This window comes from Microbacterium sp. KNMS (genome assembly GCF_053851835.1).
Genome location: NZ_JBSQBP010000006.1, coordinates 89,627 through 111,989, shown reverse-complemented (window position 1 = coordinate 111,989; position 22,363 = coordinate 89,627). Strand labels below are relative to the sequence as shown.

Here is a 22,363-nt window from a genome sequence, read left to right as displayed (position 1 = left end):
ACGCGCCTCAGCGCGGCTCGACGGCTCCGCGGCCCGGGCGGAACGCCGACACCGTCCGGTCGCCCGGGATCCAGAAGCGCCAGGGGAACGCGCTCGTGCCCGCGAGGCCCGCGACCCCCACGCGCGGCCCCGAGACGAACCCGATCGGATGGTCCCGCAGCTGCAGGCGGGCGGTCGCGCCGGCCTGCAGCTCGCCGGTCACGGCATCGATCCCGTCGTGCACGGGGTAGCGCAGCCCGACGGCGTCGCCCAGGCGACCGGGGCCGCGGGCGAGATCCCGATCCGTGCGCGCGACGCCGCGTTCCTCGCGCCGCCGGCGTGCGACATCCGCACCCCGCACGATCTCCCCCGCGCGCAGGAGGACTCCGCCCGCCTCTCCCTCGGGGCCGCAGACGACGTTGACGCACGAGTGGATGCCGTGACTGAGGTAGACGTAGAGATGGCCGGGCTCGCCCCACATCGTCGCATTGCGGGCGGTGCGCCCCATGCGGGCGTGCGAGCCGGCGTCATGGACGTCGCCCGTGCCGAGTCCGTGATACGCCTCGACCTCCGTCAGCCGCACGACGACCTCGTCACCGTCGATCGTCGTCGTGAGGAGCCCGTCGAGGAGCCGGGGCGCGACCTCGACGGGAAGACCGCGCAGCTCTTCCCGCGTCGCCGCGTGGAGACCGTCGGTCATCCGGTCACCGAGTCCCACGGGCCGACGTCGCACCAGCTGATGCCGAAGCCCGACAGGTTCGAGACCTCCTCGCCGGTCTCGATCTCGATGATGTGGGTCTCGAGCGTCGTCGGCAGCGGCTGCAGGGCGTCGTAGTCGTAGCGGTTCGTCGTGAGATCGGGAGCGACGAGAGCCGCCGCGTACCGGCCGCTCGGCGACACGCACGTCTGGAGCAGGCCATCCGCGCCCGTCACCTCGAGCAGCGTCCGCGACGCGCCCTCGTCGTCGACGTACGCGACCAGCTGGGCCTCGGGCGTTCCATCCGCCCCGAGCCGGACGAACTCCCGCACGGTCCCTCCGCCGGGCACGGGCAGCACGCGACCCGGCTGCCCGAGGTCGTCTGACGGCTCGACGAGGTCGGTCTCGTCGCCGGTGGTGAGGTCGAGCTGCACGCCGCCGGCGACATCCAGGCGCTCGATGAACGCCGTGTACGTGCCGCGCGTGACGGCGTCGATCGCGAACGCCGTGCCGAGAGCGGTCGGCGACGGATTCTCGGCGGCAGGGTCGTAGACGATGAGGTCGCCCGCGAAGTTGACGAACAGCAGCGCGGAGGAGTCGGGCACGAAGCGCCAGCTCGCGATGCTCGGCTCCTCGTCGCCGACGACCATCGGCTCGGGCTCCGCATTGGGCTCGCGGAGGTCTGCCGTGAAGAGCACGCTTGCCCGCCCCTCGGTCTCGCTCAGCTGCAGGTCGGTGTAGGTGTATCCGACGAGCTCGCCGCGGCTGGAGACCTGGAGGCCGGTGATCGTGCCCTCGCCCGGCAGCGGCATCCTCTCCGCGTCCGAGCCGTCGCGGTCGGCGACGTAGAGCGCCGAGGCGTCGTCCTCGCGCACCGAGACGACGAGGTGCTCGCCCGTGACCCGGAAGTCGTCGATCGACGCCGCGGTGTAGACGGGCACCGCCGCGTCGCCCGAGATGTCGCTGCGGAAGATCGTGTCGTCGCCGTCTGCGTCGCGCTGCAGGAGGAAGATCTCCGCGGGCGGCGTGGTGAAGGTCGTCTCGAGCGTCGCCGCCGGCCCGCCGCCCACGCTCTCCGCGCCGTCGATCGTGACCGTGTACTCGGTGTCGTCGTCGAGAGGCACGGTGAACCGCACGCCCACCATGCGCCCGGCCGCGTCGACCGTGAACGGGGTCTCAGGAGAGACGGTCACCTGGGACGCGTCGATGTCGGCGAGGGCCTGGTTCGCGGTGAGGACGACGCGGCTCCCCGAGGCCTGCGTGGCCGCCTCAGCGTCGACCTCGACCGTGCTCACGCGCGGCCCCTGCGTGAGACTCGCGGCTGCGCCGCCGCCGGCGAGCACCGCGAGCACGCCGAGCACCGCGAGCATCGCCCCGACGAAGCGGCGAGGCCGCGCGGATGGCGCGGGCTCAGCGGGGCGGGATGGTGCGGGCTGAGGTGGTTCGGGCTCGGATGGCTCGGCCTGGGGCGGCTCGGGGGCTCGCGCGGCCTCGGGGGCTCGCGCGGCCTCGGGGGCTCGCGCGGCCTCGGTCCGCTCGCGCAGCTCCCGGCGGCTGAGAGGACGCCCGCCGTCAGTACTCATACGGATCTTCCGGTGGGTCGACGGCCGTGATGGTCTCGGGCTCGATGGAGAGCGCGCCCGACGCGTCGGCGGCGATCGTGCCGGTGACCTCGATCCACTCGCCGACGGCGAGGCTGGCCGTGCCCTCGGGCACCGACACCGGAACGGAGGCGGGCTGCGCGTCGATCACGCAGTGCGTGATGACGAGGCGCCCGAGGCGGACGCCGTCGGGGCTCTCCTCGTCGGGCGTGACGAAGCCCGTGAGGGTCACCTCCTTGCCCGCATAGGCGTCGGGGTTCGTCGCCGTCGCGAAGACGGTCGACCACTCCCCGATGCCGAACCCGCTCGTGTCGCCGCTCGCGGCCAGGGTGACGGTGTCGGCTCCGGCGAAGAGCGGCGGCGTGCCCGTGTCGCGGTCCATCGCGAGCTCGACCGACAGCGACGCGGGCGGGAGGACGAGCGCCGCGACCGCGACGGCCGATGCCGCCACACCGCCGACCACGACCGCCGCCGCCCCTGCGACGCGCCGCGTCCCGGTGACTCGCCGCACCCCTGCGACCCCACGTACCCCTGCGCTGTGCCGCCCCTCTGCATGTCTCACTCCCGGCGGGTATGGCGGTCGGTTTCCCGCGGCGATCGAGACATGCTGATCGGGGTGGTGCCCGTCGGCCGGGCCGTGAACGCGGGCGTGGTGGGCGTGGGCGCCACCGTGATCGTGGGCGCCACTGGGGCCGTGGTCGTGGCCGTGGTCGGCCTCGGCGCCGAGCGGGAGCGCGAACGACCACACCGTGCCCGCGAGCGCGAGCACGGCCATCCCGACCGCGAACCAGGTCTGCGCGGGGTTGATGTAGAGCTGCAGCCGACCGGTGACGGCGAGCCCGACCGTCACGACGGCGAGCACGGCCGCGAGGCCCACGCCGAGCCAGCGTGCGCCCGCCTTCCGCACGGCGGCCATCCGATCGTCACGCAACGAGGTTCACCCCGATCCCGATGACGAAGGCCGACAGCAGCACGACCGCCACGATGCCCGCGAGGACGCGCGCCGTGAAGGTCGTGCGCATGAGCGCGAGCATCTTCACGTCGACGATCGGCCCGACGAGCAGGAAGGCGACGAGCGAGCCCGACGAGAACGTCGAGGCGAACGAGAGCGCGAAGAACGAGTCGACGTTCGAGCAGATCGCGACGGTCATCGCGAGGAGGATCATCGCCACGATCGACAGCACGGGGTTCGAGCCGATCGCGATGAGCACGCTGCGCGGGATGAGCACCTGCACGGCTCCCGCGATCGCCGACCCGATGACGAGGGCCGGCATGACGGCGCGCAGCTCGACGACGAACTGGGCGAGGCTGCGCCGCGCGCGGTCGCCCTGCTCGCCCGCGACGACCTCGCACGTGTCGCGGAAGCGCTCGGTGAGGATGCGCTGCGGGTCGGGATGGCGGCTGTACAGCCATCCGATGAGGTTCGCGATGAGGAAGCCGCCGACGAGCCTCGCCACGAGGATGCCGCCGTCCCAGCCGAACGCCTGATGCGTCGTCAGGATCACGATCGGGTTGACGATCGGCGCCGCCACGAGGAAGGTCAGGGCGTCGGCCGGGGTGAGCCCGCGCATGAGGAGCCCTCGCGCGAACGGCACATTCCCGCATTCGCATACCGGGATGAGCATGCCGAGGAGCGACAGCACCGCCCGCCGCGCCCAGCCCTGCCGCGGGAGCGCGCGCTCGATCACGTGCGCAGGCACCCACACCTGCACGACGATCGACAGGAGCACGCCGAGCACGACGAACGGGAGCGACTCGATGAGCACGCTCAGCGAGAGCGTGAGGCCGTCCTGCGCGCGCGTGGGCAGCGGCTGTGGGAAGAGCGCGGGCGCGAGCGCGTCGATGAGGAACAGCGCCGCGACGACCGCGAGCCCGGCTCCCAGCCCGATCGCGAGACGGCTCCGGGATGTCGGCGGCTGCGCGGGGCGCTCGCTCGTCGTGACGGACGTCACGCCGAGGCGGCGTCCTTCTCGGCCGCGCACTCGGCGCAGATCCCGAAGATGTCGATCATGTGCTCGGCCTCGCGGAAGCCGTGCTTCGCGGCGGTCTCCTGTGCCCACCGCTCGACCGGCGGGGCCTCGATCTCGACGGCCTTTCCGCAGCGGCGGCAGATCAGGTGGTGATGATGCCCCTGCGAGCATGCGCGGTAGAGCGCCTCGCCGTCCGGGCTCTGCAGCGTGTCGGCCTCGCCCGTGGCCGTCAGCCCGGCGAGCGCGCGGTACACCGTCGCGAGCCCGATGCCCGTGTTCTCGTCGCGCAGGGCCGCGTGCAGCGCCTGCGCGCTGACGAATCCCTCGGCGTCGCTGAGGGCGTCGCGCACGCGCTCGCGCTGCCACGTGTTCCGCTGGGCCATACGAGAGATTCTAGGCCGGGCGCCTATGCGATGCTCGGGGCGGCGCTGGGCGCCGACTGAGCATCGCCGGTGCGCAGGGCCCGATCACGACGCCACGAGATGAGGCGGCACACGCCCCAGATCGCGAAGGAGATCGTCGTGATGTAGGGGCTCACCGGCAGGGTTCCCGCGATCGCGAGGAGGATGCCGCCGACCGCCGAGACGAATCCGAACAGCGCCGACAGGAGCGGCACGGCGAGCGGACCGTGGCTCACCCGCATCGCCGCCGCCGCGGGCGTCACGAGCAGGGCCATGACGAGCAGGGCGCCGATGATGTGCACGGCGACCGCGACGATGAGGCCCAGCAGCAGCATGAACAGGATGCTCACGCGCCGGGTCGGCACGCCGCGCGCCTCGGCGGACTGCGGATCGAGGGAGTCGAAGCGCAGCGGATTCCAGATGAGCAGCAGGCCCGCGAAGACGATCGCACTGATGAGGATGAGCCAGCCGAGGTCGGGGCTCGAGACCGAGACGATCTGGCCCGTGAGCAGGCTGAAGCGATTCGCGCTGCGGCCCTCGTAGAGCGACAGGAAGAGGATGCCGATGCCGAGCCCGAAGGGCATGAGCACTCCGACGACGGAGTTGCGGTCGCGTGCCTTCGCACCGAGGGCGCCGATGATGAGCGCGGCCGCCACGGCGCCGAGCAGCGACCCCATCACGACGCTGCCGCCGAAGAGGAGCGCGGCGGCGGCGCCCGCGAACGACAGTTCGCTCACGCCGTGCACGGCGAACGCCATGTCGCGCTGCATGATGAAGACGCCGATCAGCCCGCCCACGATGCCGAGGGCCGCCGCGGCGATGATCGAGTTCGACACGAGCTGCAGCAGGGCGCCGTAGTCGTCGAACGAGAAGACGTCGCTCCACTCGACGCCGGGCAGGATGCGCGGGCTCATGCGTGCGCCTCCGCGTCATGGTGGGCGTGGTCGTGGTGCTCGTGCGGATGGTGCGGCTCGGCGTCCGGGATCCCCACGACCACGAGGCGGCCGCCCGCGCGCAGCACCTGCACGGGAGCGCCGTAGAGGTCGCTCAGCACCTCGGTGCGGAGCACCTCGTCGGGAGCGCCGAACGTGAAGCGGCCGCCCGCGATGTAGAGGATGCGGTCGACCGAGTCGAGGATCGGGTTCACGTCGTGCGTCACGAACAGCACCGCGGCGCCGTGCTCGGCGCGCTCGCGGTCGATGATCGCCGTCACGGCGCGCTGGTTCGCGAGGTCGAGGCTCGAGAGCGGCTCGTCGCACAGGAGCAGACCCGGCGCGTCGGCGAGCGCCTGCCCCACCCGCAGCCTCTGCTGCTCGCCGCCCGAGAGCGACCCGACCGGATCATCCGCATACCGCGTCGCGCCGACCGCCTCGAGCAGCGCATCCACGCGCGCGCGATCGCCGCGCCGCGGGATCGGCAGGCCGAACCGTGAGCCGCTGACGCCGAGCGCGACGAGGTCGCGGGCGCGCAGGCTCGTTCCCGGGGTGAACGGCCGCTGCTGCGGGATGTACCCGATGCGGCGGTTGCCCTTGCGGACGGGCTTGCCCTCGACGCGGATCGAGCCGGCGCTGAGCTGCCGGAGACCGAGGATCGCGCGCAGCAGCGTGGTCTTGCCGGACCCGCTCGGCCCGAGCACGGCGACGAACTCGCCGGGACGGATGGCGAGGTCGAGCCCCGACCACAGCTCGCGTCCGCGCAGGCGCAGAGCGGCTCCGGAGATCTCGAGGACGGGTTCGGGCATGACCGTCAGCCTAGTCCCGGATTGATAATCGTTCTCCGTGAGAGCGGGAACTCCCCCGCCGCGCATCAGCCCTCGAGAGCGTCGCCCAGGGCGGCGATGTTGTCGGCCATCCACTCGACGTACGTCTGCCCCTCCGGGAGCGTCTCGGCGTACTCGACCACCGGGACCCCTGCGGCCTCGGCCGTCTCGATGATCCGCGACGTCTCCGCACCGCCGGTCTGCGCGTTCGCGACGACCACGTCGACCTCGCCGCCCTCGATCGCCTCAGTCGCGGCGAGGAGTGTCGCGGGCGCGACATCCTGCCCCTCCTCGACCGCCTCCGCGAAGCCGTCGGTCGTGACGTCCTCGAGACCGGCCGCCTCGGCGAGGTAGCCGCCGATGGGCTCGGTGAAGAAGACGTGCGAGCCCGCATACGCGGTGGAGATCTCATCCAGCGACGCCTCGAGCCCCTCGATGTCGGCGACGAGCGCCTCCTCGGCCGCAGCGATGTCGGATGCGGCGTCGGGGAGGAGCTCCTCGAGCTCGCCCGCGAGATCCTCGACGACGTGCGCGATCGTGTGCGGGTCGTACCAGACGTGCTCGTTGAAGCCCTCGATGTGGTCGTGGCCCTCGTGAGAGGCGCCCTCCTCCTCCTCCTCCTCCTCGGCGTGGTCGTGCTCCTCCTCCGCCTCCGCGGAGTGGTCGTGGCCGTCGCCCTCCTCATGCCCCTCGTTGCCGGGGTAGGCGTGCGAGAACTCGACGGCGGTGAGCACGTGCTCGGTCCCCGCGGCCTCGACGAGCTCCTCCATGAAGTGGTCGTAACCGCCGCCGTTGAGGATGGCGACGTCGGCGCCGTCGACCGCGAGCTGATCGCGCGCAGTGGCCTCGTACGAGTGCGGGTCCTGCGTGGGCGAGTCGATGATCGCCGTCACCTCGGCGGCGTCGCCCACGAGCTGCTCGGCGAGCGAGGCGTAGACGCTCGTCGAGGCGACGATCCGGAAGGCGTCGCCGCCGTCGCCCGTCTCACCGCTCGACGCCGTCGCGCAGCCGGCGAGGGCGAGCGCGGGCAGGGCGATGACGGTGGGCAGGGCGAGGCGGCGATCGATCATGACTCCAGACTAAACGAAATGAGAATCGTTCTCGAATCGAGTCAGCCCTGTCGGCCCTTGAAGCGAGGGTTGAGCTTGTTGATGACGTAGACGCGGTCCCGACGGCGCACGACCTGCGCCCCAGGCTGATTCTTGAGCGACTTGAGGGATGCGCGGACCTTCATGGCGACCTCCGTTAGTGAGAATGGTTCTCATTAAGATAGCGTGTGCAGACCGCCTGTCCAACGGAAGGACCACCTCATGCCGCAGATCGACGTCGTCGCCGTGGTCGGCACGTGCCCGCCCGAGCGCCTCCGATACGCGGTCGAGACGGCCGAGCACACGGCGCGCACGGTCATCCCCGCTTCGCGTCTCGCCGTCTCGCTCGACCCCGTCGACGAGGCGATCGCCCTCGCGCCGTGGGTGGAGACGCGTGCGGGCGCCGTGATCGAATTCCCCACGGGCACGCCGACGACCGAGATCATCGGCGAGTTCGCGCATCCGTCGTCGCCGGCCCGCCTCGTCGGCGTCACATGCGTGGTCGATGCGCCCCACCTGCTCGACGACCTCGGGCGCGACGACTACCTGGCCTATCGGGCGCCCGACGGGGGCAGGACGCTGCGGGCCGCCGCGCTCGCGGCCGTGACGCAGATCGAGTACGCGTCGACCGTCGTCCTCGTGGGCTGGGAGCGCCTCTCGACGCCCGACCTGTCGCTCGCGCTCGCGATCGTGAGCGCACTGAGCCCTCGCTGCCGCCTGCGCCTCCATCCGGCGCCGTCGTCCGCGCCCGAACTCCGCACCGAGTACGCCGCTGTACAGGAGCGCCCGGGGTGGATCGCCGTGCTCAACGACGACCATGCACCGCACATGACCGACGCGCGCGTGAGCGCGCTGCGCTACGAGGCGCTGCGCCCGTTCCACCCCGTTCGTCTCGCGGCCCTGCTCGACGGCCCCGTCGAAGCGGGCGTCTTCAGGACGGTGCTCCGCTCGGCCGGCTTCTGCCGCCTCGCGACGCGGCCGCACGTCACGGCGCACTGGGAGCACGTCGGGCGGATGCTGTCGTTCCAGCCCCTCGCGACCGACGACGACCTGGGCGTCGACGACGAGCTGCTCGCCGCCGGGCAGGACCTCGCGTTCATCGGCCTCGACCTCGATCGCGCCGGCCTCGTCGCCGCCCTCGACGCGGCGTGCCTCACGGACGACGAGTTCGCCGCCGGCCCCGAGGCGTGGGCTGACCTGCCCGACCCGTTCCCCGCGTGGGAGGGTGCCGGCGCGGACTGACCCCGCCGCGCCGGCCCCCACACCCCTGTTCAGGTCGCACTTCGCGGCCCCAAACCGGGGAATACGGCCGCCAACTGCGACCTGGACATGCACTGCCGTCAGTCGAGCAGGAGCGCCGGCTCCTCGAGCACCGACGCGATGTCGGCGATGAACCGGCTGATCTTGTCGCCGTCGATGATGCGGTGGTCGAACGACCCCGACACGGTCGTCACCCAGCGCGGGCGCACCTCGCCGTCGACGACCCACGGCTTCTGGCGGATGGCCCCCATCGCGATGATGCCGGCTTCGCCCGGGTTGATGATCGGCGTGCCGGCGTCCATCCCGAACACCCCGATGTTCGTGATCGTGATCGTGCCGTCGCGCTGGTCCTCGGGCGTCGTCTTGCCCTCGCGCGCCGTGACGGTGAGCCGCTCGAGCGCCTTCGCGAGGTCGCGCATCGACATGCTCTGCGCGTCCTTGATGTTCGGCACGAGGAGGCCGCGCGGGGTCGCGGCGGCGATGCCGAGGTTGACGTAGTGGCGCACGTGGATCTTCGCGCCGTCCTCCTCCTCGACCCACGCCGCGTTGATCATGGGCGTGCGGCGCACCGCCCAGATGACGGCGCGCGCCATGATGAGCAGCGGGGAGACCTTGACGTCGGCGAAGTCGGGCGACGCCTTCAGCCGCTTGACGTACTCCATCGTCCGGCTCGCGTCGACGTCGGTCCACACCGACACGTGCGGCGCCGAGTACGCGGATCCGACCATGGCGTTCGCGGTCGCCTTGCGGACGCCCTTGACCGGGATCGACTCGACGCGGGAGGGATCGGATGTCCAGGGCTGGGCCTCGGGGGCCGCGGGCTCGGCCACGGGGATCTTCTCCTCGCGGACCGGCGACCACTCGGGCGTGGAGATGTTGCGGAACACCGACGCCTGCTCGGCGTGACGCACGACGTCGTCGCGCGTCACCTCGCCGGACGGGCCCGTGGCGCGCACCTCCGACAGGTCGACGCCGAGGTCGCGTGCGAGCTTGCGCACGGGCGGCTTCGCGAGCACGCCGGCGGGCTTCGCGGGCGGCGTCTCGGGGCGCTTGCGGCGTCGGCGCGTCGACGCCTCGCCCCCCGATCCGTACCCGACGAGGACCGAGCCGCCGCCCTCCTTCGCGGCAGCGCCATCCGCCGCTCCTCGGGGCTCCTCGGGGGCCGCGTCGTCGGCCTCCGCGATCGTGATGATGGCGGTTCCGACGTCGACCGTCTCGCCCTCCGACACGAGGAGCTCGCCGACGACCCCCGCGTAGGGAGAGGGCAGCTCGACGACCGACTTCGCCGTCTCGATGTCGGCGACGACGTCGTTGACCTGGAGCGCGTCGCCGGGCTTGACGCGCCACGCGACGAGCTCGGCCTCGGTCAGGCCCTCGCCGACGTCGGGGAGGTGGAAGGTCTGCATCCGTCGATCCTCTCAGTACGCGAGCGCGCGGTCCACGGCTTCGAGCACGCGGTCGGCGTCGGGCAGGAAGGCGCCCTCGAGCTTGGCGGGCGGGAAGGGGACGTCGAATCCCGAGACGCGCAGCACGGGCGCCTCGAGCGAGTAGAAGGCGCGCTCCGCGACGGTCGCCGCGATCTCGCTGCCCAGGCTCGTGAACTGCGGCGCCTCCTGCGCGTAGACCATGCGGCCGGTCGCGCTCACGGAGTCGATGATCGGCCCGTAGTCGACGGGCGAGAGCGAGCGCAGGTCGACGACCTCGCAGCTCGTGCCCTCCGCCTCGGCGAGCGCGGCGGCCTGCAGGAGCGTCGTGACCATCGCGCCGTGGCCGACCAGCGTCACGTCGGTGCCGCGCCGCACGATCCGGCTCGCGTGCAGGGGCGCGGGCCGCTCGCTGCGGTCGACCTCGCCCTTGGGCCAATAGCGGCTCTTCGGCTCCATGAAGATCACGGGGTCGTTCGAGCGGATGGCGTCCTGGATCATCCAGTAGGCGTCGTTCGGCGTCGAGGGGCTCACGACCCGCAGACCCGGGGTATGCGTGAAGTACGCCTCGGGGCTCTCCTGGTGGTGCTCGATCGCGCCGATGTGACCGCCGTACGGGATGCGGATGACGACGGGCAGCGACAGGGCGCCCTCGTGCCGGTTCGTGAGCTTCGCGAGCTGCGTCGTGATCTGGTCGAACGCGGGGAACACGAAGCCGTCGAACTGGATCTCGACGACGGGGCGGAAGCCGTTCATCGCGAGGCCGATCGCGGTGCCGACGATGCCCGACTCGGCGAGCGGGGTGTCGAGGACGCGCTGCTCGCCGAACTCCGCGAGCAGGCCCTCGGTGATGCGGAACACGCCGCCGAGGCGGCCGATGTCCTCGCCCATCATGAGCACGCGCGGGTCGTCGGCCATCGCCTGGCGCAGGCCGGCGTTGAGGGCTTTCGCGAAGGTCAGGGTCTCGAGGGTCATGCGCGTCCCTCCTCGAACGAGGCCTCGTAGTCGGCGAGCCAGCGGCTCTGCTCGTCCATGAGGGGGTGCGGATCGGCGTAGACGTGCGCGAACATGTCCGCGGGCACGGGCGCCGGCAGCTCGACCGTGCGCTTGCGCACGTCGGCAGCGAGGTCGGCGCCCTCGGCATCGACCTCGGCGAAGAAGGCCTCGGATGCCCCGCGCGCGAGGAGGTACGCGCGCATGCGGGCGATCGGGTCGCGCTGCGCCCAGGCGGCCTCCTCGTCCTCCGTGCGGTACTTCGTGGGGTCGTCGCTCGTCGTGTGCGCGCCGCGGCGGTAGGTGACCGCCTCGATCGCACGCGGTCCGGGCGTCGAGCGCGCCTCGTCGAGCGCCACGCGCGTCGCGGCGTAGCTCGCGAGCACGTCGTTGCCGTCGATCCGGACCGAGCCGATGCCGTAGCCGGCCGCGCGCGCGGCGAACGGCGCGCTGGCCTGGGTCGCGACCGGAACCGAGATCGCCCACTGGTTGTTCTGCAGGAAGAAGACGGTCGGGCTCTTGTACGAGGCGGCGAACACCATCGCCTCGTGCACGTCGCCCTCGCTCGATGCGCCGTCGCCGTAGTAGACGATCACGGCCTCGTCCTTCTCGGGGTCGCCCGATCCGGTCTTGCCGTCGAAGTTCAGGCCCATCCCGAAGCCGGTCGCGTGCAGCGTCTGCGAGCCGAGCACGAGCGTGTAGATGTGCGTGTTGCCGTTGCGCTCCTCCCACGGGTTCCACCCGCCGTGCGTGAGGCCGCGCATGAGCTTGATGATGTCGATCGGGTCGACGCCGCGGATGCGCGCGACGACGTGCTCGCGATACGACGGGAAGACGTGGTCATGGGGGCGCGTCGCGCGCGCGGACCCGACCTGTGCGGCCTCCTGCCCGAACGACGGCGGCCACAGGGCGAGCTGCCCCTGCCGCTGCAGGAGCGTCGCCTGCTGGTCGAATGCGCGGATGACGGCCATGTCGCGGTAGAACTGCTCGAGATCGGCGTCGCCGAGCGCTTCGATCACGGGCAGGTACCGCTCCGCCGCGGGGGACGGCGCGAAGGTCCCGTCCGGGGCCAGGACGCGAACCGTCTCCGGGTCGGTCAGGAAGTCTGACGAAGTCACTTCTCCACGCTAATCGCCCTGCGGCGCTCGGGCGGGGGAACACGGCGGACAACGGATCGCCGATTTCGTGGTCCGCACCCCACAGTCGTATGCGCCGCGGCGGATGCGCGGAGGATCAGAGACCCGGCGCGACGGCCGCGGCGACCTCGAGGATGCGCTCGACGGCCTCGGGCTCGCCGACCGAGATCCGGATGCCCTCGGGGAACGGCCGCACGATGATGCCGGCCTCCTCGAACGCGTCTGCGATCGCCTGATCCGCTCCGTCCAGCCACACGAAGTTCCCCTCGGCGGCCGGCACGCGCCATCCGAGCTCGCGCAGTCGCGCGGCGAGATCGTCGCGCCGGGCGACGATCTCGGCGACGCGCGCCTCGAGCTCGTCGGCCGCGTCGAGGCTCGCGAGCGCCGCCTCCTCGGCGTGCGCGGTCACCGACAGCGGGATGGCCGTGCTGCGGGCCGCGTCGAGCACGCGCGGGTGCCCGATCGCGTAGCCGACGCGGAGCGCCGCGAGCCCGTAGGCCTTCGAGAAGGTGCGCAGGACGACGACGTTCGGGTGCGCCTCGAAGACGCGCTCGGCGAGCCCGTCGACGCGTGCCGCGTCGGTCACGAACTCGGCGTAGGCCTCGTCGAGGAGCACGAGGACGTCGGCGGGGACCCGCGCGATGAACGCCGCGAACTCGGCCGCCGTGATGATCGGCCCGGTGGGGTTGTTCGGCGTGCAGAGCAGGATGACGCGCGTGCGATCGGTGACGGCGGCCGCCATCGCGTCGAGATCGTGGCGCCCGTCGGGCAGCAGCGGCACCTGCACGCCCGTCGCGCCCGCGACGAGGACGAGGCTCGGGTACGCCTCGAACGATCGCCACGCGTAGACGACCTCGTCGCCCGCCCCCGCGGCGGCCTGGATGAATGCGGCGAGCAGCGACACGCTGCCCGCCCCGACGATGACGCCGTCGGCCGTGACGCCGCAGCGCTCGGCCAGCTTCTCGCGCAGGCGGGCTGCCGTGGCGTCGGGGTAGCGGTTCAGCGCCGACGCCCCGCGGACGGCCTCGACGACGCTCGGAAGCGGGTCGAACGGGTTCTCGTTGCTCGAGACCTTGAACCCGCCGACGCCCGCGGCCTTGCCCTGGCGATACGGCGGGAGGGCCGCGATCTCGGGACGGATGCGCGGGAGGACGGGCTCTGGCGTGGTCACGGGTCGATTCTAGGGACCGCCGCGGATGGCCAGCGCGGATGCAGACGGCGGTGGAAGACTGCGGGCATGCGCTTCGTCATCCGCGTCGTCGTCAACGCGTTCGCGATCTGGATCGTGAGCCTCATCCCGTTCCTGCATGTCACCGTGACGCCGTTCGCGCCGGGCGGCGACCTGCAGCTCGTGCTCACGCTGCTCGCGATCGCGGCGGTGTTCGCGATCGTGAACACGATCGTGGGCACGGCGATCAAGATCGTCGCCTTCCCGCTGTTCATCCTGACGCTGGGCCTCATCTCCCTCCTGCTCAACGGCGTGCTGCTGTGGGTCACGGCCTGGGTGATGTCGTCGTGGGGATGGGGCCTCGGCCTCGACGGGTTCTGGCCCGCCGTGCTCGCCGGCATCCTCATCAGCATCATCAACTGGCTGTTCGGCGTCATCCTGCGCCCGCAGCAGAAGCGCGCCCGCTGACGCGGATCAGAACGCACCGCCTCCCTCCCGCGCCGACCGCTCGGGCGACTTCTCGGGCCGGAAGTCGAACACCTCGACGGTCGGCGCCTCCTGCAGGTGCGCGAGGCGCTCGCCGAGCGCGGCGACCCTCGGATCCCCCGAGGCGTCGAACGAGCGCATCGTCTCGATGTACGCCTCGAGCCGATGCGCGGGGATCGCGACGTCGAACGGCGTGCTCGCCGGGTCGAGCGTGCGCTCGATGAGCACGCTTCGGTCGGAGCCGGGCGCATGCGGCGCCCCGCCGCCCACGAGCAGCGGGAACGGGTCGTCGTCGTGGCGCACCGTGACCACGACCGTGTCGGAGCGGGTGTCGAGCTCCATGGGCGCGCCGAGGGTCACGAGCGTCTGCACGTCGTAGCGTCCCTCGGCCGCCAGCCAGCCCGCGATCATGCCGCCCTGCGAGAACCCGGCCGCGTGCAGCACGTCGCCCGGCTGCGCCCCCGCCTCCTCGAGGGCGCGCTCGACGGCCGCGTACGCCTGCGACCGCTCGCCGCTGTAGAGCCGCACGTTCGAGTCCCAGTCGAGCACCGTGCCGCTCTCGCCCTGCGTGCCCGCGACGTACACCGCGAACTCGCGTCGGCCATCCGCGAGCGTGTACCGCTCGACGCGGATCGTCGCGTCATCGCCGTCGGGCACGCGAGACGCGAGATCGCCGAACGACAGCGGCGCGCGCCCCGGCTCCCCGCGTGCCCCCGGCCGCATCACCGGCTCGGGGGCGCGCCCGCGCAGGGAGGTGCCGTCGGGGATCCGCCCCGTGCGCGCGCGGCGCAGCCCCTGGATGATGAACGGCACGGGCGCGAACATGAGCGGAGCAGAGAGGCCGAACATCCCGAGCAGCCAGCCAGGGCCCCGGTCGATCTGCCGCAGGAACTCGCCGCCGTGCTCGGCGCGCCACGCGCTCAGCAGGCGCTCCGCCTCCTCACCCGCACCGGGGCTCCGCTGCTCGAGCTGCTCCTGGCGCATCCGCAGGAGCTCGGCGAGCGGGCCTCGCGCGTCTGCGTCCTCCTGCTCCATGAGCGCGCGCGCCTGCAGCTCGACCATCTCGTAGGTGTCGGCGGCGAAGCGCATCGCCCGCGCGATGTCTCCGGCGGATGCCGCGTCTGCCGCGACGGTCGAGGCGCACGCGTGCAGCCCCTCGACCGCCGCGAGCACGTCGCCGAGCAGGTGCGCGACGCCGCCGATCTCGCGCGCGAGGTCGCCCAGCCGAGCGGCGTCGCCATCCAGCTGCGCCGCGAGGGTCCTCAGCTCCGAGGGATCGACGGCCACGGCGCCGCCCGAGCCGACGTCGATCATGCCGCGGGGAAGAGCACCGTCGCCGCGGCGGACGGCAGCGCCCGCGCCTCGGCCTCGCACCGGAACGCCGCGCTGTGCAGGGCGGTGAGGAGGTCCCTGGCGGACGCGCGGAACCGGTCGGCCGCCTCCGACCGCCACGTCGTGAGCAGCGACACGCCCCCGACCGACGCCGCCACCTCGCGCAGCTCGCCGGCGATCTCGTCCATCCTGCGCTGGGCGATCTCGATCATCGCGGCCAGCTCGTCTTGCGTCATCATGCGTCCAGGATCGTGCGGACGGCGGCCCGGGAAGACGACGGAGCGGGCGCGTGGATGGCCCGCGCGCGTGTCGCCCGCCTGTGCACGCGGTGAGGGGCCGCGATGCCGCGCTGAGTATGATCGGGAGGGCCAGCCACGCCGCTGTCCCGCCGCTCCCTTCCGCCATCCGCACGCGAGCGCGCGCCAGCCCGTCACCGGAGGCTCATCGTGACCGCATTCCCCACCCAGCCCCTGAGCCCGCTCGACGGCCGCTACCAGGGTGTCGTCTCGCCGCTCGGCGACTATCTGTCGGAGGCGGGTCTCAACCGCGCCCGCGTCGAGGTCGAGGTCGAGTGGATCATCGCCCTCACCGACAACGCCCTCTTCGGCACCGCGCCCCTGTCGGGCGAGGACAAGGACCGGCTGCGGGCCCTCTACCTCACCTTCGGCCAGGCCGAGATCGACTGGCTCGCCGAGCGCGAGGCCGTCACGCGCCACGACGTCAAGGCCGTCGAGTACCTCGTGCGCGACCGCCTGTCCGAGCTCGGCCTCGACGCGATCGCCGAGCTCACGCACTTCGGCTGCACGAGCGAGGACATCAACTCCCTCTCGTACGCCCTCACGGTGAAGCGCGCCGTCGTCGGCGTCTGGCTGCCGGCCCTGCGCGCGGTCGTCGAGCGCCTGCGCGCGCTCGCCCACGAGCACGCCGACGCGCCCATGCTCTCGCGCACGCACGGACAGCCCGCGACGCCGACCACCATGGGCAAGGAGCTGGGCGTCTTCGTGTGGCGCCTCGAGCGGGTCATCCGGCAGATCGAGGGCACCGAGTACCTCGGCAAGTTCTCGGGGGCGACCGGCACGTGGTCGGCCCACCTCGCGGCCGACCCGCAGGTGGCCTGGCCGAACCTCGCGCGCGACTTCGTCGAGTCGCTCGGCCTCACGTTCAACCCGGTCACGACGCAGATCGAGTCGCACGACTGGCAGGTCGAGCTGTACGACCGCGCGAAGCACGCCGGCGGCATCCTGCACAACCTCGCGAGCGACATCTGGACGTACATCTCGCTCGGCTACTTCGCGCAGATCCCCGTCGCGGGCGCGACCGGATCGTCGACCATGCCGCACAAGATCAACCCGATCCGCTTCGAGAACGCCGAGGCGAACCTCGAGATCGCGGGCGGCATCTTCACGACGCTCGCGCAGACGCTCGTCACGTCGCGCCTCCAGCGCGACCTCACCGACTCCACGACGCAGCGCAACATCGGCGTCGCGTTCGGGCACTCGCTGCTCGCGCTCGACAACCTGCGCCGGGGTCTCGGCGAGATCTCGCTCTCGCGCGACGTGCTCCTCGCCGACCTCGACGTCAACTGGGAGGTTCTCGGCGAGGCCATCCAGACCGTCGTGCGCGCCGAGGTCGTCGCGGGCCGCTCGCAGATCAACGACCCCTACGCGCTCCTCAAGGAGCTCACGCGCGGTCGCCGCGTCGGCGCGGCCGAGCTGGCCGAGTTCGTGAAGGGCCTCGACATCGGCGACGAGGCGAAGCAGCGCCTGCTCGCGCTCACGCCCGCGACCTACTCGGGCCTGGCCGAGCAGCTCACGCGCACCTACCTCTGAGCCGGGTCCGGCCATCCGTCGTCGGCGGATGGCCGCAGCGCCCGCGCGGGATCAGGACGATCGCGCCGCGACAGGACCGATCGGCCCCCGCCGTCCTGCGCTCGGCGGATTCTCCTGCGCTCGCACGTCGGGGAACCCCATGCCGCGACGCGTGCCCGCGACGATGTCGGCCACGTTCGCTCGGAAGTTCGGGCAGGTCGAGATGTCGTGCGCGCGGCACTCGAGCGCGTGCAGCGCCATCGCGCGCGCCCGCTCGAGCGCGGCCATGCTCTCGTCGATCTCGGCGAGGTGGCGCTCGAGGATCTCATGCCGTCCGGCCGCGCCCGTGTCGACGAGCGCGCGGATCTGATCGAGGCTCATCCCGGCGGCCTTGCTCGCGATGATGACCGCGACGCGATACGCGTCGGCCTCGCCGTAGCGGCGCCGCCCCGCGCTGTCGCGCTCGGGCGCGAGGAGCCCGCGATCCTCCCAGTGGCGCAGCACGTGCGTCGCCAGCCCGAATCGCTCCGCCAGCTCGCCGACCGTCCACGCACTTGACTTCATGTCGACATGAAGTCACACACTGGCCTCCTCCCGCAACCCGCACCATCCGGAAGGAGCCGCACATGCACGACGTCGCGATCATCGGAGGAGGCCCGGCCGGCCTCCAGGCCGCCCTCACACTGGGCCGGATGCACCGCTCGGCCGCGCTCATCGACTCGGGCGTCTACCGCAACGCCCCCACGAGCGCGATGCACAACATCGTCACGCACGACGGGCGCCCGCCCGCCGCGTTCCGGGCCGCGGCACGCGAGGAGATCGCCTCCTACCCGACGATCACGTCGGACGAGGGGAAGGTCGTGTCGATCACGGGCGACCTCGGAGCGTTCGCCCTCGAGTTCGAGAACGGCGATCGCGTCGATGCGGCCCGCGTGATCCTCGCGACGGGCGTGGCCGACGCCCTGCCGGACATCCCGGGGCTCGCCGATGCGTTCGGCGACGCCGTCGCGCACTGCCCGTTCTGCCATGGGCACGAGTTCTCGGGCGGACGCGTCGGCATCATCGGGGCCGGCGAGCACACGCCGCGCCTCGTCGCCATGCTCGCTCCGATCGCCGCCGAGACGGTCGTCCTGCCCGGTGACGAGCCCGTCGCCCCGGAGGTGGCCGGCGTGCTCGCGCGGCTGGGCGCTGCCATCCGCTCGGGCCGGATCGCCGAGATCGCGCAGGAGGGCGACGGCGTCGCCGCGCGGCTCTCGGATGGCTCGAGCGAGCGCTTCGCGGGGATGTTCACGTCGACCGCGTGGCGGCAGGCCGCGCCGTTCGCCGCGGACCTCGGGCTCGCCATGAGCGACGGCGGAGCGATCGTCGTCGACGGCTTCGGCCGCACGAGCCGCGCGGGCGTGTACGCCGCGGGCGACATCGCGCAGCCGCCCGGCCTGCCGATGCCGCTGCACGCGGTCGCGGCCGCTGTCGCGTCGGGGCAGCTCGCCGGTGCCGCGTGCGTGCAGGATCTCGTGGCGGAGGCGCTGGGGATGTAGCGGCGGGCTCAGTCGCCGACGGCGCTCTCGAGCGCGGGGTGCAGGTGCCGCGATCCGATCGCGATGCGGGCCTGCTCGGCGGCGGCGCGCAGGGCCTCGTCGACCGCCGCCCCGCGCGCCGTCGCCGCGAGGAAGCCCGCCATGAAGGCGTCGCCCGCGCCGTTCGTGTCGACCACGGCCGCGGGTGCAGCCGCAACCCCGAACCGCTCGCCTGACGCCGACAGGGCCACCGCGCCCTCCGCTCCGCGCGTGCAGACGGCCAGGCGCGGGCCGCGGTCGAGGCACGACCGCATGAGCGCCCAGGGGTCGTCGGTGCGGTCGTCGTTCATGAAGACGACGTCGGCCGCGCGGACGAACGGCTCGTGAAAGGCCGACGAGCCGTCGTAGTCGTGCAGGTCGATCCACAGCGGGGTCGCGAGCGACCGCTCGACGAGCAGCATCCCGAGCTCGCTGAGGTCGACGACGGCGATGTCGGCCTCCGCCACGGCGAGCGCGGCCGCGTCGACATCCGCCGACAGCGGCGTGGTGGGCGTCGAGACGTACAGCGACACGCGCGCGCCGGCGTCGGTCATGAGGTTGACGTGGCGCTCGGTGCGCTCCGACGCGACCCGGTCGACCGTGACCCCTGCCGCCTCGAGCGCCGCGAGTAGACGCGCCCCGTCGGCGTCGTCGCCGACCGGCGTCCGCAGGCGCACGTCGACGCCCAGGTCGGCGAGGTGCAGCGCCTTGCCGGCCGATGTGCCGCCCGCCGTGTGCCAGGCGCGCTCGGCGAACTGCATGTGCGGAACGGGCTCGGGGAGCCGGTCGAGCACGATGAGGTGGTTCCAGGCGGAGGGGCCGCACACGACGACGCGAGGAGAGGGCATGCCCCCATCCAACCGGATGGCGGGTCAGTCCTCCTCGGTCGAGTTCCGCAGCGCCTCGTCGTCGAGGAGCGGCAGGTCGGCGCGCGTCACGAGCTGCGACGACACCGCGTACTCGACGAGCCGCGCGCGGCGGTTCGTCGCGAGCTTGCCGGGCCCTCCGCGCAGGCCCTGCACGCCCATCCGGTCGAGCTTGTCGCAGACGTTGTCGAGCTTGCGGTTGAACTTGCTCATCGTCCACCCGAGCCGCGCGGCCGCGGCGCTCGACGACGGCAGCTCGCTCACGCTCACGCCCTCGCGACGCAGCATGGGCTCGGCGAGCGCGACGATGAGCACGCGCTGGAGGGGCGTGAAGCTCACCGGCATCACGGTCGTCTCGCCGCTCATCGACGTCTGCACCTGACTCGAGACGGCGTAGTGCGCCTCTTCCGTGTGCAGCCCGATCTCGTACGTCGTGGGGCCGGCGGTGAAGACGATCACGCTCTGCGCGAAGACGACGGGCATGCGGGCGCCGGGCGAGAGCCACGACTGCACCGCTCCGCCCGCGCTCGAGACGGTCGCCGCGAGGCGCGACCCGACGTTCGCGAGCCACCAGAGGCCGTCGTTGAACGACAGCTCGAGGAAGTGCCGGTGGAGGTACTGGTTGTCGTCGACCTCGAGGTCGCCCTCGCGCCCGATCGAGAAGCGCGCTCTCGGGCTCACCGTGAACCACTCGCCGGCGAACTCGACGCGGAGCGGGCGCTCGGCCCCCGGGACGGTGTCGGTGGGAGCGCTGTCGGGAGCGCTCATGAGGTTGTCAGACATGGAGGACCTCCATCGTGCGATCGCCGAAGCGGATGCGGTCGCCTGGGCGGATCGGAACAGGGACACCGACGGCGACAGGGTACTCGACGCCGGTTCGGATGACGCGCGTGCCGTTGCCGGAACCGCGATCGAGGACCGCCATCCCTTCGGCCCGCACGTCGAGGGCGAAATGGGTCTTGGACACCGAGCGGGCGTCGTCGCGGACGGGCAGCGCGTAGGCGACGCGCTCGTCGGGCTCGGGTGCGGGCATCCGTCCGACGAGGCAGAGCCCCGAGACGAGGTACTCCTCGCCCGTGTCGAGGCGCACGCGCGCCTGTGCCGATGCGGATGGCGCGGGCTCGGCCGGCGCGGACGGCACGGGCTCGGCCGGCGCGGACGGCACGGGCTCGGCGGACGGCACGGGCTCGGCGGATGGCGCCGACGCGGTGGATGGCGTCGGCGTCGGCGCTGGCGCGGCGGATGGCGCGGGCGCCACGTCGACGCGCGCCCTGGCCCGGCCGCGCGCGGCCTCGAACGCGATCGGGTCGGTCGGGTCGACCGCGCGCAGGTCGATGAGCCACGCGCGCGCCGCATGATCGTGCCAGCCGCGGCGGCGTCCCTCGCGATCCCACAGTGGCGAGAGCAGCACGACGGCGGTTCCCACCACGGGCACGACGCCCGCGGCGACGGGGATGCCGGCCTTGAGGACCGCGCGCCAGAATCCGATCGGACGGAGCGTGTCGGCGCGGACGGTGCGCAGCTGCAGCAGCTGCTTGCCGAACGTCTGACCGCGCGAACCGTGCGAGGCGAGCTGCACGAGCCCGTAGACGACGAGGAGGAGCGCACCCGTTGCCGCGATGAGGATCCAGAGGAGCTCGCCGGAGAGGATGGCCCGGGGAGCGAGCGCGACCGGCGCCGCGAACACGGCGGCCGGGAGGGCGTCGATCGCCGCCGCGCCGATGCGGCGCCCGAGCGGCGCGGCCCGGAGGCCGAGCTGAGCGGCGCGGTCGACGCTCACTGGGGTCGGCTCCGGCGCCGCCTCCCGTGCGTCGATGATCGCCCAGCCGCTCATGTCACCCCGCGGGGGTCATCAGCGCCCGGGCGGGCGCGCCTTCGAACTCGAACGATGCGTGGCGCCCGTCGGCCGCCTCGAGCCACACGAAGACGCGGCCGCCCTCGCGATCCTCGACGGTCTGCAGGATGGCCTTTCCCGCGCCGGCGCCGCCGGCCGCGTCGGGGAACGACGCGAGGCCGCCGGACTGGATCTGCGCGAGCCAGCGGTCGTATGCGCCGACGTCCCCGAACCGGGCGGTCCGGCCCGTGCGGATGCGGTGACCCGACGCGCGCTCGACCCAGTTGCGTGCGCGGAAGATCGCGGCATGGGCGAAGAGGAGGCCGAAGAGCCACAGGAACACGAGGGCGATCACGACCCCCACGAACCCCATCCCCGCGCCGCGGAACGGGCGCACGGGGTCGTACCCGGCCTGCGCCATCCCGCTGAAGTGCGCCCAGAACGCGGGCAGGCTCGCCGTGCCGACGATCGCGGCCAGCAGCAGCACGCCCGCGGCGATGCCGTACCCGATGAGCTTCTGTCGCGAGCGCTCCTGCGCGAACCGATCGGGCTGCGCGCGGAGGAGCCCGCGCTCGATCTCCTGCAGGGCCATCCTCACCACCCCGGGAATCCCGCGCAGCCGAGCGCGAGACGGTAGAAGCCCGTGGACTGGTCGGTGAAGAGCCGGTAGGACTCCGCGGCGTCGCCGCGCTCGAGCGCCTCGACCATGCCGCGCACGGTCGAACGGGCGGTCGGGAGCCAGTCGGCGAAGGCTCCGGGCTCGATGCCCGAGCTGTCGTCCTCGAGGATGGCCTGCACCTCGCGCGCCGCGACGAGCGCCTCCGCGATGCCCGTCGGACTCACCGCAGCGCCGATGCTCACGGCGGTCAGCTGGGTCACCGGCTCGCGCAGCCGCTCGCAGCGCTGCGCGAGGGTGTCCGCGGTCGTCGACACAGTCCTGCTCCGCTCCGTGGGTCCTGCCTCGCCGTCGCGCGGGCGCGACGGCATTCGCGATCCTCCATGCTA

25 protein-coding genes are annotated in these 22,363 nt (G+C 72.7%); 4 read left to right on the top strand and 21 right to left on the bottom strand.

Annotated features, from left to right (window positions below):
* Nucleotides 1-7: 7 nt before the first annotated feature.
* From ACWXWW_RS05855 to ykgO, 9 genes are all read right to left on the bottom strand, one after another.
* Nucleotides 8-679: a DNA-3-methyladenine glycosylase gene (locus tag ACWXWW_RS05855; RefSeq protein WP_455969283.1), complete on the bottom strand. Its 672-nt coding sequence runs from the start codon at nucleotides 677-679 to the stop codon at nucleotides 8-10.
* On the bottom strand, nucleotides 676-2,259 hold the full coding sequence (locus tag ACWXWW_RS05850; protein ID WP_455969282.1) for a hypothetical protein: 1,584 nt from the start codon (nucleotides 2,257-2,259) through the stop codon (nucleotides 676-678). The genes ACWXWW_RS05855 and ACWXWW_RS05850 overlap by 4 nt, the downstream gene beginning before the upstream one ends.
* Entirely contained in the window at nucleotides 2,249-3,193 is a 945-nt protein-coding gene (locus ACWXWW_RS05845; protein ID WP_455969281.1) for a TIGR03943 family putative permease subunit, read from the bottom strand. The genes ACWXWW_RS05850 and ACWXWW_RS05845 overlap by 11 nt, the downstream gene beginning before the upstream one ends.
* Before the next feature lie 7 nt (nucleotides 3,194-3,200).
* Nucleotides 3,201-4,229: a permease gene (locus ACWXWW_RS05840; protein WP_455969280.1), complete on the bottom strand. Its 1,029-nt coding sequence runs from the start codon at nucleotides 4,227-4,229 to the stop codon at nucleotides 3,201-3,203.
* Nucleotides 4,226-4,630, bottom strand: coding sequence for a Fur family transcriptional regulator (locus ACWXWW_RS05835; RefSeq protein ID WP_271172639.1), 405 nt, complete (start codon nucleotides 4,628-4,630; stop codon nucleotides 4,226-4,228). Before ACWXWW_RS05835 ends, ACWXWW_RS05840 begins: the two co-directional genes overlap by 4 nt.
* A 23-nt stretch (nucleotides 4,631-4,653) precedes the next feature.
* Nucleotides 4,654-5,562: a metal ABC transporter permease gene (locus ACWXWW_RS05830; RefSeq protein ID WP_455969279.1), complete on the bottom strand. Its 909-nt coding sequence runs from the start codon at nucleotides 5,560-5,562 to the stop codon at nucleotides 4,654-4,656.
* Nucleotides 5,559-6,389, bottom strand: a complete 831-nt coding sequence (locus ACWXWW_RS05825; RefSeq protein ID WP_271172637.1) for a metal ABC transporter ATP-binding protein — start codon at nucleotides 6,387-6,389, stop codon at nucleotides 5,559-5,561. Before ACWXWW_RS05825 ends, ACWXWW_RS05830 begins: the two co-directional genes overlap by 4 nt.
* Before the next feature lie 65 nt (nucleotides 6,390-6,454).
* The gene (locus tag ACWXWW_RS05820; RefSeq protein WP_455969278.1) at nucleotides 6,455-7,477 is read right to left on the bottom strand and encodes a metal ABC transporter solute-binding protein, Zn/Mn family; all 1,023 of its coding nucleotides are present in this window, start codon (nucleotides 7,475-7,477) and stop codon (nucleotides 6,455-6,457) included.
* Nucleotides 7,478-7,518: 41 nt separating this feature from the next.
* Nucleotides 7,519-7,641 carry a type B 50S ribosomal protein L36 gene (gene ykgO, locus ACWXWW_RS05815; RefSeq protein ID WP_455969277.1) on the bottom strand — a complete coding sequence of 41 codons (123 nt, stop codon included), beginning with the start codon at nucleotides 7,639-7,641 and terminating at the stop codon, nucleotides 7,519-7,521.
* Between the two features lie 76 nt (nucleotides 7,642-7,717).
* Here ykgO and ACWXWW_RS05810 point away from each other — a divergent pair, with 76 nt between their 5' ends.
* Nucleotides 7,718-8,737, top strand: a complete 1,020-nt coding sequence (locus ACWXWW_RS05810) for a GTP-binding protein (protein WP_455969276.1) — start codon at nucleotides 7,718-7,720, stop codon at nucleotides 8,735-8,737.
* 98 nt (nucleotides 8,738-8,835) lie between these two features.
* Here the strand turns inward: ACWXWW_RS05810 and ACWXWW_RS05805 are convergent, their stop codons facing one another.
* The 4 genes from ACWXWW_RS05805 to ACWXWW_RS05790 all read right to left on the bottom strand — a co-directional run bounded on the left by ACWXWW_RS05805 (nucleotide 8,836) and on the right by ACWXWW_RS05790 (nucleotide 13,479).
* Nucleotides 8,836-10,161, bottom strand: a complete 1,326-nt coding sequence (locus tag ACWXWW_RS05805; RefSeq protein ID WP_324013171.1) for a dihydrolipoamide acetyltransferase family protein — start codon at nucleotides 10,159-10,161, stop codon at nucleotides 8,836-8,838.
* 12 nt (nucleotides 10,162-10,173) lie between these two features.
* Nucleotides 10,174-11,154, bottom strand: a complete 981-nt coding sequence (locus ACWXWW_RS05800; protein WP_271172633.1) for an alpha-ketoacid dehydrogenase subunit beta — start codon at nucleotides 11,152-11,154, stop codon at nucleotides 10,174-10,176.
* Complete coding sequence (locus ACWXWW_RS05795) at nucleotides 11,151-12,290, bottom strand: thiamine pyrophosphate-dependent enzyme (protein ID WP_282978471.1); 1,140 nt, start codon at nucleotides 12,288-12,290, stop codon at nucleotides 11,151-11,153. The genes ACWXWW_RS05800 and ACWXWW_RS05795 overlap by 4 nt, the downstream gene beginning before the upstream one ends.
* 115 nt (nucleotides 12,291-12,405) lie before the next feature.
* Complete coding sequence (locus ACWXWW_RS05790; RefSeq protein WP_455969275.1) at nucleotides 12,406-13,479, bottom strand: histidinol-phosphate transaminase; 1,074 nt, start codon at nucleotides 13,477-13,479, stop codon at nucleotides 12,406-12,408.
* A 66-nt stretch (nucleotides 13,480-13,545) separates the two neighbouring features.
* On the opposite strand from ACWXWW_RS05790, the gene ACWXWW_RS05785 reads away from it, so the two are divergent.
* On the top strand, nucleotides 13,546-13,944 hold the full coding sequence (locus ACWXWW_RS05785) for a phage holin family protein (RefSeq protein WP_271172630.1): 399 nt from the start codon (nucleotides 13,546-13,548) through the stop codon (nucleotides 13,942-13,944).
* 6 nt (nucleotides 13,945-13,950) lie between these two features.
* Here the strand turns inward: ACWXWW_RS05785 and ACWXWW_RS05780 are convergent, their stop codons facing one another.
* Both ACWXWW_RS05780 and ACWXWW_RS05775 read right to left on the bottom strand, forming a co-directional pair.
* Complete coding sequence (locus tag ACWXWW_RS05780; protein ID WP_455969274.1) at nucleotides 13,951-15,276, bottom strand: hypothetical protein; 1,326 nt, start codon at nucleotides 15,274-15,276, stop codon at nucleotides 13,951-13,953.
* The gene (locus ACWXWW_RS05775; protein WP_455969273.1) at nucleotides 15,273-15,533 is read right to left on the bottom strand and encodes a hypothetical protein; all 261 of its coding nucleotides are present in this window, start codon (nucleotides 15,531-15,533) and stop codon (nucleotides 15,273-15,275) included. The genes ACWXWW_RS05780 and ACWXWW_RS05775 overlap by 4 nt, the downstream gene beginning before the upstream one ends.
* Before the next feature lie 207 nt (nucleotides 15,534-15,740).
* Between ACWXWW_RS05775 and purB the strand changes: the two genes are divergently transcribed.
* Nucleotides 15,741-17,123, top strand: a complete 1,383-nt coding sequence (gene purB / locus ACWXWW_RS05770) for an adenylosuccinate lyase (protein WP_455969272.1) — start codon at nucleotides 15,741-15,743, stop codon at nucleotides 17,121-17,123.
* 51 nt (nucleotides 17,124-17,174) lie between these two features.
* On the opposite strand, the gene ACWXWW_RS05765 is transcribed toward purB, so the two are convergent.
* A complete protein-coding gene (locus tag ACWXWW_RS05765; protein WP_455969271.1) occupies nucleotides 17,175-17,666 on the bottom strand; it encodes a MerR family transcriptional regulator in 492 nt (163 codons plus the stop codon).
* 62 nt (nucleotides 17,667-17,728) lie between these two features.
* On the opposite strand from ACWXWW_RS05765, the gene ACWXWW_RS05760 reads away from it, so the two are divergent.
* Entirely contained in the window at nucleotides 17,729-18,640 is a 912-nt protein-coding gene (locus ACWXWW_RS05760) for an NAD(P)/FAD-dependent oxidoreductase (protein WP_455969270.1), read from the top strand.
* An 8-nt stretch (nucleotides 18,641-18,648) separates the two neighbouring features.
* Here the strand turns inward: ACWXWW_RS05760 and ACWXWW_RS05755 are convergent, their stop codons facing one another.
* From ACWXWW_RS05755 to ACWXWW_RS05735, 5 genes are read right to left on the bottom strand one after another with little or no spacing between them, the layout of a single operon-like run.
* Nucleotides 18,649-19,506: a carbohydrate kinase family protein gene (locus ACWXWW_RS05755; RefSeq protein ID WP_455969269.1), complete on the bottom strand. Its 858-nt coding sequence runs from the start codon at nucleotides 19,504-19,506 to the stop codon at nucleotides 18,649-18,651.
* A gap of 24 nt (nucleotides 19,507-19,530) precedes the next feature.
* Nucleotides 19,531-20,292 (bottom strand): FHA domain-containing protein, encoded by a 762-nt coding sequence (locus tag ACWXWW_RS05750; protein ID WP_271172683.1) that lies wholly within the window; start codon nucleotides 20,290-20,292, stop codon nucleotides 19,531-19,533.
* A 7-nt stretch (nucleotides 20,293-20,299) separates the two neighbouring features.
* The gene (locus tag ACWXWW_RS05745) at nucleotides 20,300-21,358 is read right to left on the bottom strand and encodes an RDD family protein (RefSeq protein WP_455969267.1); all 1,059 of its coding nucleotides are present in this window, start codon (nucleotides 21,356-21,358) and stop codon (nucleotides 20,300-20,302) included.
* A gap of 1 nt (nucleotide 21,359) precedes the next feature.
* A complete protein-coding gene (locus tag ACWXWW_RS05740) occupies nucleotides 21,360-21,950 on the bottom strand; it encodes a hypothetical protein (RefSeq protein WP_455969265.1) in 591 nt (196 codons plus the stop codon).
* A gap of 2 nt (nucleotides 21,951-21,952) precedes the next feature.
* Nucleotides 21,953-22,291 carry a hypothetical protein gene (locus ACWXWW_RS05735; RefSeq protein ID WP_271172621.1) on the bottom strand — a complete coding sequence of 113 codons (339 nt, stop codon included), beginning with the start codon at nucleotides 22,289-22,291 and terminating at the stop codon, nucleotides 21,953-21,955.
* Nucleotides 22,292-22,363 lie beyond the last annotated feature (72 nt).

Bases quoted from the DNA above. Each gene is read 5' to 3' on its own strand.
- ACWXWW_RS05855 (WP_455969283.1), bottom strand. From the start codon at position 679: ATGACCGACGGTCTCCACGCGGCGACGCGGGAAGAGCTGCGCGGTCTT.
- ACWXWW_RS05850 (WP_455969282.1), bottom strand. From the start codon at position 2,259: ATGAGTACTGACGGCGGGCGTCCTCTCAGCCGCCGGGAGCTGCGCGAG.
- ACWXWW_RS05845 (WP_455969281.1), bottom strand. From the start codon at position 3,193: ATGGCCGCCGTGCGGAAGGCGGGCGCACGCTGGCTCGGCGTGGGCCTC.
- ACWXWW_RS05835 (WP_271172639.1), bottom strand. From the start codon at position 4,630: ATGGCCCAGCGGAACACGTGGCAGCGCGAGCGCGTGCGCGACGCCCTC.
- ACWXWW_RS05830 (WP_455969279.1), bottom strand. From the start codon at position 5,562: ATGAGCCCGCGCATCCTGCCCGGCGTCGAGTGGAGCGACGTCTTCTCG.
- ACWXWW_RS05825 (WP_271172637.1), bottom strand. From the start codon at position 6,389: ATGCCCGAACCCGTCCTCGAGATCTCCGGAGCCGCTCTGCGCCTGCGC.
- ACWXWW_RS05820 (WP_455969278.1), bottom strand. From the start codon at position 7,477: ATGATCGATCGCCGCCTCGCCCTGCCCACCGTCATCGCCCTGCCCGCG.
- ykgO (WP_455969277.1), bottom strand. From the start codon at position 7,641: ATGAAGGTCCGCGCATCCCTCAAGTCGCTCAAGAATCAGCCTGGGGCG.
- ACWXWW_RS05810 (WP_455969276.1), top strand. From the start codon at position 7,718: ATGCCGCAGATCGACGTCGTCGCCGTGGTCGGCACGTGCCCGCCCGAG.
- ACWXWW_RS05805 (WP_324013171.1), bottom strand. From the start codon at position 10,161: ATGCAGACCTTCCACCTCCCCGACGTCGGCGAGGGCCTGACCGAGGCC.
- ACWXWW_RS05800 (WP_271172633.1), bottom strand. From the start codon at position 11,154: ATGACCCTCGAGACCCTGACCTTCGCGAAAGCCCTCAACGCCGGCCTG.
- ACWXWW_RS05785 (WP_271172630.1), top strand. From the start codon at position 13,546: ATGCGCTTCGTCATCCGCGTCGTCGTCAACGCGTTCGCGATCTGGATC.
- ACWXWW_RS05780 (WP_455969274.1), bottom strand. From the start codon at position 15,276: ATGATCGACGTCGGCTCGGGCGGCGCCGTGGCCGTCGATCCCTCGGAG.
- ACWXWW_RS05775 (WP_455969273.1), bottom strand. From the start codon at position 15,533: ATGATGACGCAAGACGAGCTGGCCGCGATGATCGAGATCGCCCAGCGC.
- ACWXWW_RS05765 (WP_455969271.1), bottom strand. From the start codon at position 17,666: ATGAAGTCAAGTGCGTGGACGGTCGGCGAGCTGGCGGAGCGATTCGGG.
- ACWXWW_RS05760 (WP_455969270.1), top strand. From the start codon at position 17,729: ATGCACGACGTCGCGATCATCGGAGGAGGCCCGGCCGGCCTCCAGGCC.
- ACWXWW_RS05755 (WP_455969269.1), bottom strand. From the start codon at position 19,506: ATGCCCTCTCCTCGCGTCGTCGTGTGCGGCCCCTCCGCCTGGAACCAC.
- ACWXWW_RS05750 (WP_271172683.1), bottom strand. From the start codon at position 20,292: ATGAGCGCTCCCGACAGCGCTCCCACCGACACCGTCCCGGGGGCCGAG.
- ACWXWW_RS05745 (WP_455969267.1), bottom strand. From the start codon at position 21,358: ATGAGCGGCTGGGCGATCATCGACGCACGGGAGGCGGCGCCGGAGCCG.
- ACWXWW_RS05740 (WP_455969265.1), bottom strand. From the start codon at position 21,950: ATGGCCCTGCAGGAGATCGAGCGCGGGCTCCTCCGCGCGCAGCCCGAT.